This window comes from Pseudarthrobacter sp. 01T43 (assembly GCF_056398665.1).
The window spans coordinates 54,236-60,517 of the sequence record NZ_JBFTPV010000021.1; the positions used below are offsets into that span (position 1 = coordinate 54,236).

The 6,282-nt window shown below is 62.1% G+C and carries 8 protein-coding genes and 2 pseudogenes; 5 read left to right on the forward strand and 5 right to left on the reverse strand.

What is annotated here, in order from left to right; translation table 11 throughout:
- The 4 genes from AC1DIM_RS16310 to AC1DIM_RS16325 form a co-directional block, all read right to left on the reverse strand.
- Positions 1-861 carry an alpha/beta fold hydrolase gene (locus AC1DIM_RS16310; protein WP_477711545.1) on the reverse strand — a complete coding sequence of 287 codons (861 nt, stop codon included), beginning with the start codon at positions 859-861 and terminating at the stop codon, positions 1-3.
- The gene (locus tag AC1DIM_RS16315; RefSeq protein WP_477711546.1) at positions 858-1,799 is read right to left on the reverse strand and encodes a 3-carboxyethylcatechol 2,3-dioxygenase; all 942 of its coding nucleotides are present in this window, start codon (positions 1,797-1,799) and stop codon (positions 858-860) included. The genes AC1DIM_RS16310 and AC1DIM_RS16315 overlap by 4 nt, the downstream gene beginning before the upstream one ends.
- 351 nt (positions 1,800-2,150) lie before the next feature.
- Complete coding sequence (locus AC1DIM_RS16320; RefSeq protein WP_477711547.1) at positions 2,151-2,372, reverse strand: hypothetical protein; 222 nt, start codon at positions 2,370-2,372, stop codon at positions 2,151-2,153.
- 127 nt (positions 2,373-2,499) lie between these two features.
- Positions 2,500-2,727 carry a helix-turn-helix domain-containing protein gene (locus AC1DIM_RS16325; RefSeq protein ID WP_477711548.1) on the reverse strand — a complete coding sequence of 76 codons (228 nt, stop codon included), beginning with the start codon at positions 2,725-2,727 and terminating at the stop codon, positions 2,500-2,502.
- 609 nt (positions 2,728-3,336) lie between these two features.
- Here AC1DIM_RS16325 and AC1DIM_RS16330 point away from each other — a divergent pair.
- The 4 genes and pseudogenes from AC1DIM_RS16330 (at position 3,337) to AC1DIM_RS16345 (ending at position 4,702) form a co-directional block, all read left to right on the forward strand.
- Complete coding sequence (locus tag AC1DIM_RS16330; protein WP_477711549.1) at positions 3,337-3,459, forward strand: hypothetical protein; 123 nt, start codon at positions 3,337-3,339, stop codon at positions 3,457-3,459.
- A gap of 158 nt (positions 3,460-3,617) precedes the next feature.
- Positions 3,618-4,037 (forward strand): annotated as a pseudogene (locus AC1DIM_RS16335) (alcohol dehydrogenase catalytic domain-containing protein); the annotation flags it as partial.
- 110 nt (positions 4,038-4,147) lie between these two features.
- Positions 4,148-4,399, forward strand: a pseudogene (locus AC1DIM_RS16340) (zinc-binding dehydrogenase); the annotation flags it as partial.
- A gap of 60 nt (positions 4,400-4,459) precedes the next feature.
- Positions 4,460-4,702: a hypothetical protein gene (locus tag AC1DIM_RS16345; protein ID WP_477711553.1), complete on the forward strand. Its 243-nt coding sequence runs from the start codon at positions 4,460-4,462 to the stop codon at positions 4,700-4,702.
- Between the two features lie 50 nt (positions 4,703-4,752).
- On the opposite strand, the gene AC1DIM_RS16350 is transcribed toward AC1DIM_RS16345, so the two are convergent.
- Entirely contained in the window at positions 4,753-5,268 is a 516-nt protein-coding gene (locus AC1DIM_RS16350) for a MarR family winged helix-turn-helix transcriptional regulator (RefSeq protein ID WP_477711550.1), read from the reverse strand.
- A gap of 85 nt (positions 5,269-5,353) precedes the next feature.
- Here AC1DIM_RS16350 and AC1DIM_RS16355 point away from each other — a divergent pair.
- Positions 5,354-6,282, forward strand: a 929-nt coding sequence (locus AC1DIM_RS16355) for an MFS transporter (RefSeq protein ID WP_477711551.1), incomplete at its 3' end; no start/stop codon positions are given.

Genomic DNA, 6,282 nt, shown 5'->3' on the forward strand with positions numbered 1-6,282 from the left:
TCAGCCCTTTCTGCGGAGGAAGTCGAGTGTTCTGTCATTGAAGGTGGCAGGGTCTTCCCACTGCGGCCAATGTGCGGCGTTACAGATCAGTGCAAACTCGCCGTCGGGAATGGCTTCGGCAAGCGCCTTTCCCGCCTCGATGCCCCCACTCGGTTCGTGGTCGGTCCATACGAGTAGAGCCGGGACAGGGATCGCCGCGTAGTCCGCCTCGGTGACTTGGTTTCGGCTACGTATCTCCGGCACCTGGAGTGCCATGATGTGTTCCATGGAGCGGATGAACTCGGGCTGCGCGTAGATGGAACGGCGCACCTCGACGAGTTCATCGGTGATCTGTTCCGGATCGTGGATGACCACTTGCAGGCGTGCCTTGACGTTTTCGTAAGTGGGGTCCTCCACGGCCTTCCGGCTCACCGGGCTTACCCGGTCCATCGAGGTGCGGCCAATCATCTGGCCACCTGGCGCACTCAGTACTACGCTGAGCAGCCGTTCGGGATGATGTGCGGCGAATTTGATGGCCACCCATCCTCCCAACGATTCACCGAGGAGGTGCACCCGGTCCAATCGGAGCACGTTGAGAAGCTCCAGCAGGTGTTCCTCGTAGTCTGGAATCTCGAGGTCTGACTCGGCCAGCGTCGAGAAGCCGTGACCGGGGTAGTCGTAGCCGATGACGCGGTAGTTTTGGGCCAGCGCGCGCACATTGTGGGTCCATGCTTCGATGTGGCCGCTCGTGCCGTTGAGGAGAATAAGGGTCTGTTCCCCCGATCCGATGGTTAGGACGCGGGTCCGCCACTGTCCAACCTGGAGGTATTCAATACTGTGGGGCAGGTCAGCGATCTGCTCCCACATCGTTGCCTGCATCATGTTGCGAGAGGAAGTGCCGCGGTGATGCCGAATCCAGCGCCCCAGGTTTCCACGGGCCAGTAGCGATCCACCACCATGCTGTAGTCACCCACGGTGGAGAGGGCGCTGAACGCTGCAATCCACGAACGCATCTCATGGGCGGCGCTTCCGCCGTCAGCGATGAATTCGTCATTGTCCCAGCTGTCGACTTCGCTCATGGAGCCGGATCGGAAGACCTTGAGCAACTTATGGTCCCAATCGGTGTTGAGGGGCGCACTGGATGCACGTCCATCGGCAATCGCCTGGATGCCTTCGATGATCTTTCCTTCCCGGGCAGCCCGGTCCTCCTTCGAGGGCGAGTAGGACACAAGGCGCTGCTGGACCGGTTCCGGCGAGCCGTCGTATACGGGAATCGGCGGGTTGTGGGACAGCCCTCCGGAAGCTAACAGGAGCACCCGCTTATCCAACTGCTGGGCCGCCCGCCCGATCGCCTCACCCATCAAGCGGATGCGGGCCATCGGAGTGAGTGGCTTGCCCAGCGCATTCACGAACACAGGCACGAACGGCGGGATGGAATCCGAGCCGAAAATGAACTCCAACGGCTGCATAACACCGTGGTCCACTTCAAGGCGTTCCGAACGGGCTATATCGATCCCCTGGGCAATCGTCAGCGCGTGGAGCTGCCGCGCCACTTCGGAGTCGACCGGAAGAGGGCCTGCTGAAGTTCCATAGTCACCGACACCGACGGCCTGGGCGCCAATGGCGAACGGCGGCATCATCGAATACAGGACGCCATTGAAGTGATCGGGGCCGAAGATCACCGTGACGTCGGGGGCAAAGTCCTCGACGAACGAGCGGACATCGGCAATCGCGTCGTTGATCTCGGCGAAGATCGCCCCGCCCGGGTCGACATTTCCGAACGACGGCGCATGGGACAGCGCGGCTAGTGCAAGTGACATCGAATTCCTCTCGGTGGCGCCCTCCTTTGGACGCTTCCCTAGAGTCTAGATTCTAGGTTCTATGAAATCAATCACTTTTCTGAACATTTATTGGGCTGCACTGATTTCCTGGGGTGCAGTCTCGCGAAAATCACGGCGCCACTTCCGCCATCTGAAGACCCGGGGGCAGCCCCAAGCGTAGAAAGCCACGGGAGGCGCTGCGGGTTCCCGTGGTAAACGCCATGATCGCCGCGTGACCGTTGCAAGGGGCACCTCACTTCGCCCTGGCGGGCGGCCTCTTGCTGTCGTTCCGCGTGCTTGCCCTAATTTTCGTCAACCCGTACGCGGGCTTAATGAGCCGACAACGAGGCCTTAATACTGGTCCCGAGTCTGGCGACGGATGCCACCAGTACCGTCGGCCTCGACCATGTTCCCGATGACGTCAACGACGACTTCGGGAACCTCGATACTGGCAAGCCACTTCCCAGCGACGACGTTTAGCGAAGGGTTCTCGGCTACCCGGCCTGCACGCTGCTGGCGCTCCTTCATGGACGCCAGCAGCGCGGTCTCAGCCTTGCCCTTGGTCGGACCCAACTTACTGTAGGTCCGAGTGACACCGTCCCAGCCATGGAATCTACAGCTGGCACTCCATTTTCCGGACGCCTCGTCTTTCTTTGAGTGGACCGTTCCCAAGCGCCAACCGGAAGGTTTGAGCGCCCCATCAGACCGCTGCCTTGGAAGTGGCACTGATCCGGGCTTCTACTGCGGCCCGGTCATAACGCACCACGCCGTGCAGCTTCAAGGCCGCCGGACCGATGCCGTCGGAGCGCCAATTGAGGAGGGTCTTAGGAGCGACCCGCAGCCATGAGGCCACCTCCTCGGTAGTCTGAAGCGGGGCCGCGTTGCCCTGGTCCAGTGCCGGTCCCTGGGTCTTTTTGCTTGTCTGCACTCTGGTCTCTATGCAGCCAAGCCCGCGGCGGGCGTCGCACTCCTTTTCGAAAGCGTGTAGTAAGCGTGTCGTGCCCTGTCGTATGGGCACGAAAAACCCCTTCGTTCCGGGCAAAATCGCCGGAATGAAGGGGTTCTTGGAGCCTCCTGTCAGATTCGAACTGACGACCCCCGCTTTAGGTTTAGGTGCCTTTCAACGAGCGGTGCGGGTCCCGTTTTGCCCGGAATCTAGCGGTTTCTGGGCTCTGCGATGAGTGATGAATGTTCGTCCTTTGTCGTTGATTGGGGGTGAGTAAAAGGTGAGTCGGTTGAAAGTGCCGACTTGCCATCGGGGTGCCTCCTGCTTCCAGCTGAGTGTCTTCCTCTGTCAACATGTGGGTCTTTGACTTCTGTCCTTCATGTAGAAATGTCCCAGCAAGCGCATGACATGGCGCCCGTTCCTCCCGGGGTGAGAAGGCCCAGCAAATTCGCCACGACGTCGCCGCCGACCAGGACGACTCGCTTCTACCGGACGAAAACGTGCGTTATCGGCGTTTCGTCTAAGACATCCACGAGACGAAAGAATCGGGCATGTTCCAAGTTTCGGCCGAAATTCCAAGTGGGCCAGGCGATGTTCAATGCTGCCCAGCTGAGCCAAGAAAACGTCGTGGCAACATTCACGCTGCTGGTCATCACCGTCGTGCTCATCATCGTGGGATTCGAAGTGTTCCTCCGCAAACTGCTCACCTACTAGCACCCCCGGCCCTGAACAGCCGGGACAAGTCTGCGTTCTTCCGGCCAGGATTCTTCCGGGCGGCAGGTGAGCCGCCGATGCGCCGGTCCAGGGCCCGCCCGGGTCCTGACAGACCCTGGTCAGGTTCGTCACCGTCTCCACGATGAAAGGCTTTCCGCATGGATACGCAAACCCGTCCACTGACCATTTCCGCCCAGGTCTGGACCGGAGCACAGGAATTCCAGGCCCTGGAGCTGCCGCCACCGGAATTAGGCCCCGGTGAAGCCCTGGCCAACATCGACCTGGCCACCGTGTGCGGGTCCGATATGCACACCGTCTCCGGCCGCCGGCCTGGCCCCTTCCCCGCGATCCTCGGCCATGAAGCGGTAGGGCGCATCGCCGCCACCGGCGCAGGCAGTGTCCGCGACTACCTCGGCCGGGAACTCGCCGTAGGGGACCGCGTGGTCTGGAGCGTCACCGTTTACTGCGGGCACTGTGACCGCTGCAAGGCCGGCATGAGTGCCAAATGCCGGACCCTGCTCAAAACCGGCCACGAACCACTCAACAGCGGGTGGGCCCTCTCCGGCGGCTACGCCTCACACATCCACCTCCTCCGGGGCATCACCCTCGTGTCGGTTCCGGATGAGCTTTCCGACCTGGCCGTGGCGCCGTCCGCCTACGCCGCGGCCCAGTCCAGGGTGCCGCGTCGGTGGAGGTCCGCGACCTCATCCCCGAACGCCTCGCACTGGCCAGCAGGTTCGGCGCCACCCGCACCAGCAACCCGGGTGATCACACCGACGGTGCCGCGTTCGATGTCGCTGTGGAACTTTCCGGCGCACAATCCGCGGTTACCTCCGCACTGGCGGCCCTCGACACCGGCGGCCCGTTGGTGCTGGCCGGGTCTGTGTCCCCGGGACCCGCCGTCGCGATGGACCCCGAACGCATGGTTCGGCGCCTCCTCACCGTCACAGGCGTGCACAATTGTGAACCCGTTCACCTTCAGCAAGCGATGAATTTCCTCGTGGATACCCGGGACAGTTATGCCTGGGACTCGCTCGTTGAGGCGCCCCGGCCCCTGGTGGAACTGGCCTCACTCATGACGCCGCCCCAAGGCCGCCGCGTCAGGACATCGGTGACAGGCGCTTCGCCTCAGGCCGTCTCGCAGCGCGGTGCACGGCCGGACGCAGCGCCCAACGCTGCATCTTGGCAACTGCCTTCGAACCAGCTGCTCGCGGAAGCGAGCGACTCCGATGTCGCGCGTTGATACCTATATCCCACCAGAAACATCACAGGAAGAGGGATGGGCGTTTGTGTTTAGCCGGTGAGGGCGCGTGCCGCATTGTTGGAGATCTTCCGTAGCAGCACGGCGAGGGTGGTTTGTTCGTCCTCGCTCAGTCCCTGAAGCAGTTGCTTGTCGCCGTCCAGGCAGCGGGGAAACTGGGTCTCGACGAGTGTTCTGCCGGCCTCAGTCAGCGTCAGCAAAATGCCGCGCCCGTCCCGTTCAAGGCGTTCGCGCGTGACGAGCCCGGTTTTTTCCAGACGTGCCGTCAGCTTGGTGGTTGCCGCGCCGCTGAGCATGGTCTGCGCGGTCACCTCATTGGCGCGCAAGGGCCGATCGCTCCGGGCCAGGGCGCACAGAACGTCAAACTCCGACCGGGAAACGCCGCTGGGCGCAAGGATTTGGTCCAGCAGCTGAATCGATTGGGAACTGATGCGGTTCATGCGTCCCAACGTCTCCATGGGCGTCGTGTCGACATGCGGCATCGCCTCCTTCCAGCTTGCTCTAAGCCGGGTGATGAAGTCAGTGTCCTGCTGTTCGGAAGTAGTCACTCCTCCATTGTAGACCACATGTAATTTATGGGTAGTTTACAGGTGTACTATTGAAGTAGCCCATCCTTTTGATTGGAGATCTCCCATGGCCCTGCCCACTACTGCCAACGTTTCGATGGAAGCTGAGGCGGTGAAATCCTCGCTGTTCCGCCAGCCTCCCGCGGTGTGGGCGGTGGCCTTCGCATCTATGGTGACCTTTATGGGCATCGGACTGGTGGGACCGATCCTGCCAACGATTTCCAAAGCCATGAACGCCACACCAACCGAGACCTCGTTCCTCTTCACCAGCTACCTGGTGGTCACGGCAGTGGTCATGTTCTTCACCAGCTGGCTCTCCTCGCGCATCGGAACGCGCAGCACCATGATGATCGGCCTCGGGGTCATCGCCATCGCGGCCATTGGCTGCGCAGTCTCACAGGACATCGGGGGAATCATCACGTTCCGGGCCCTCTGGGGGCTGGGTAATGCAATGTTCCTGTCCACCGCGCTGGCCTCCATCATTTCAGCCAGCGGCGGAACCGCAGGACAGGCTGTGATCCTCTACGAAGCAGCCCTGGGCCTTGGCCTGGCCATCGGCCCCCTGGTAGGCGGCCTGCTCGGCGATATTTCCTGGATGGTCCCGTTCTGGGGCACGGCCACGCTGCTGGCGATCGGGCTTGTCGCACTCCTGGTCTTCGTCCGTGGTTCGGGTAAGCCGGCGGAGAAGAGCCATGTGGCAGCGCCGTTCAAGGCCCTCGCCACCCCGTCCATCCTGGCGCTGAGCATCGTGGCGTTCTTCTACAACTCATCCTTCTTTGTCACCCTCGCCTACGTCCCCTACCCGCTGGGCATGTCTGCGATCGGCATCGGCCTGGTCATGACCGGATTCGGCATCGGCCTGGCCCTGACCAGCGTTGTCATCGCACCCCGCCTGACCCACCGGTTCTCCCCCACCCGCGTCCTCGCAGGCATCCTCATCGTCTTCGCCGCCACCCACGTCGCGGCCTCGCAGCTGACCGGGAACACGCCCTGGCT

Bases quoted from the DNA above. Each gene is read 5' to 3' on its own strand.
- AC1DIM_RS16310 (WP_477711545.1), bottom strand. From the start codon at position 861: ATGATGCAGGCAACGATGTGGGAGCAGATCGCTGACCTGCCCCACAGT.
- AC1DIM_RS16315 (WP_477711546.1), bottom strand. From the start codon at position 1,799: ATGTCACTTGCACTAGCCGCGCTGTCCCATGCGCCGTCGTTCGGAAAT.
- AC1DIM_RS16330 (WP_477711549.1), top strand. From the start codon at position 3,337: ATGTTCAATGCTGCCCAGCTGAGCCAAGAAAACGTCGTGGCAACATTC.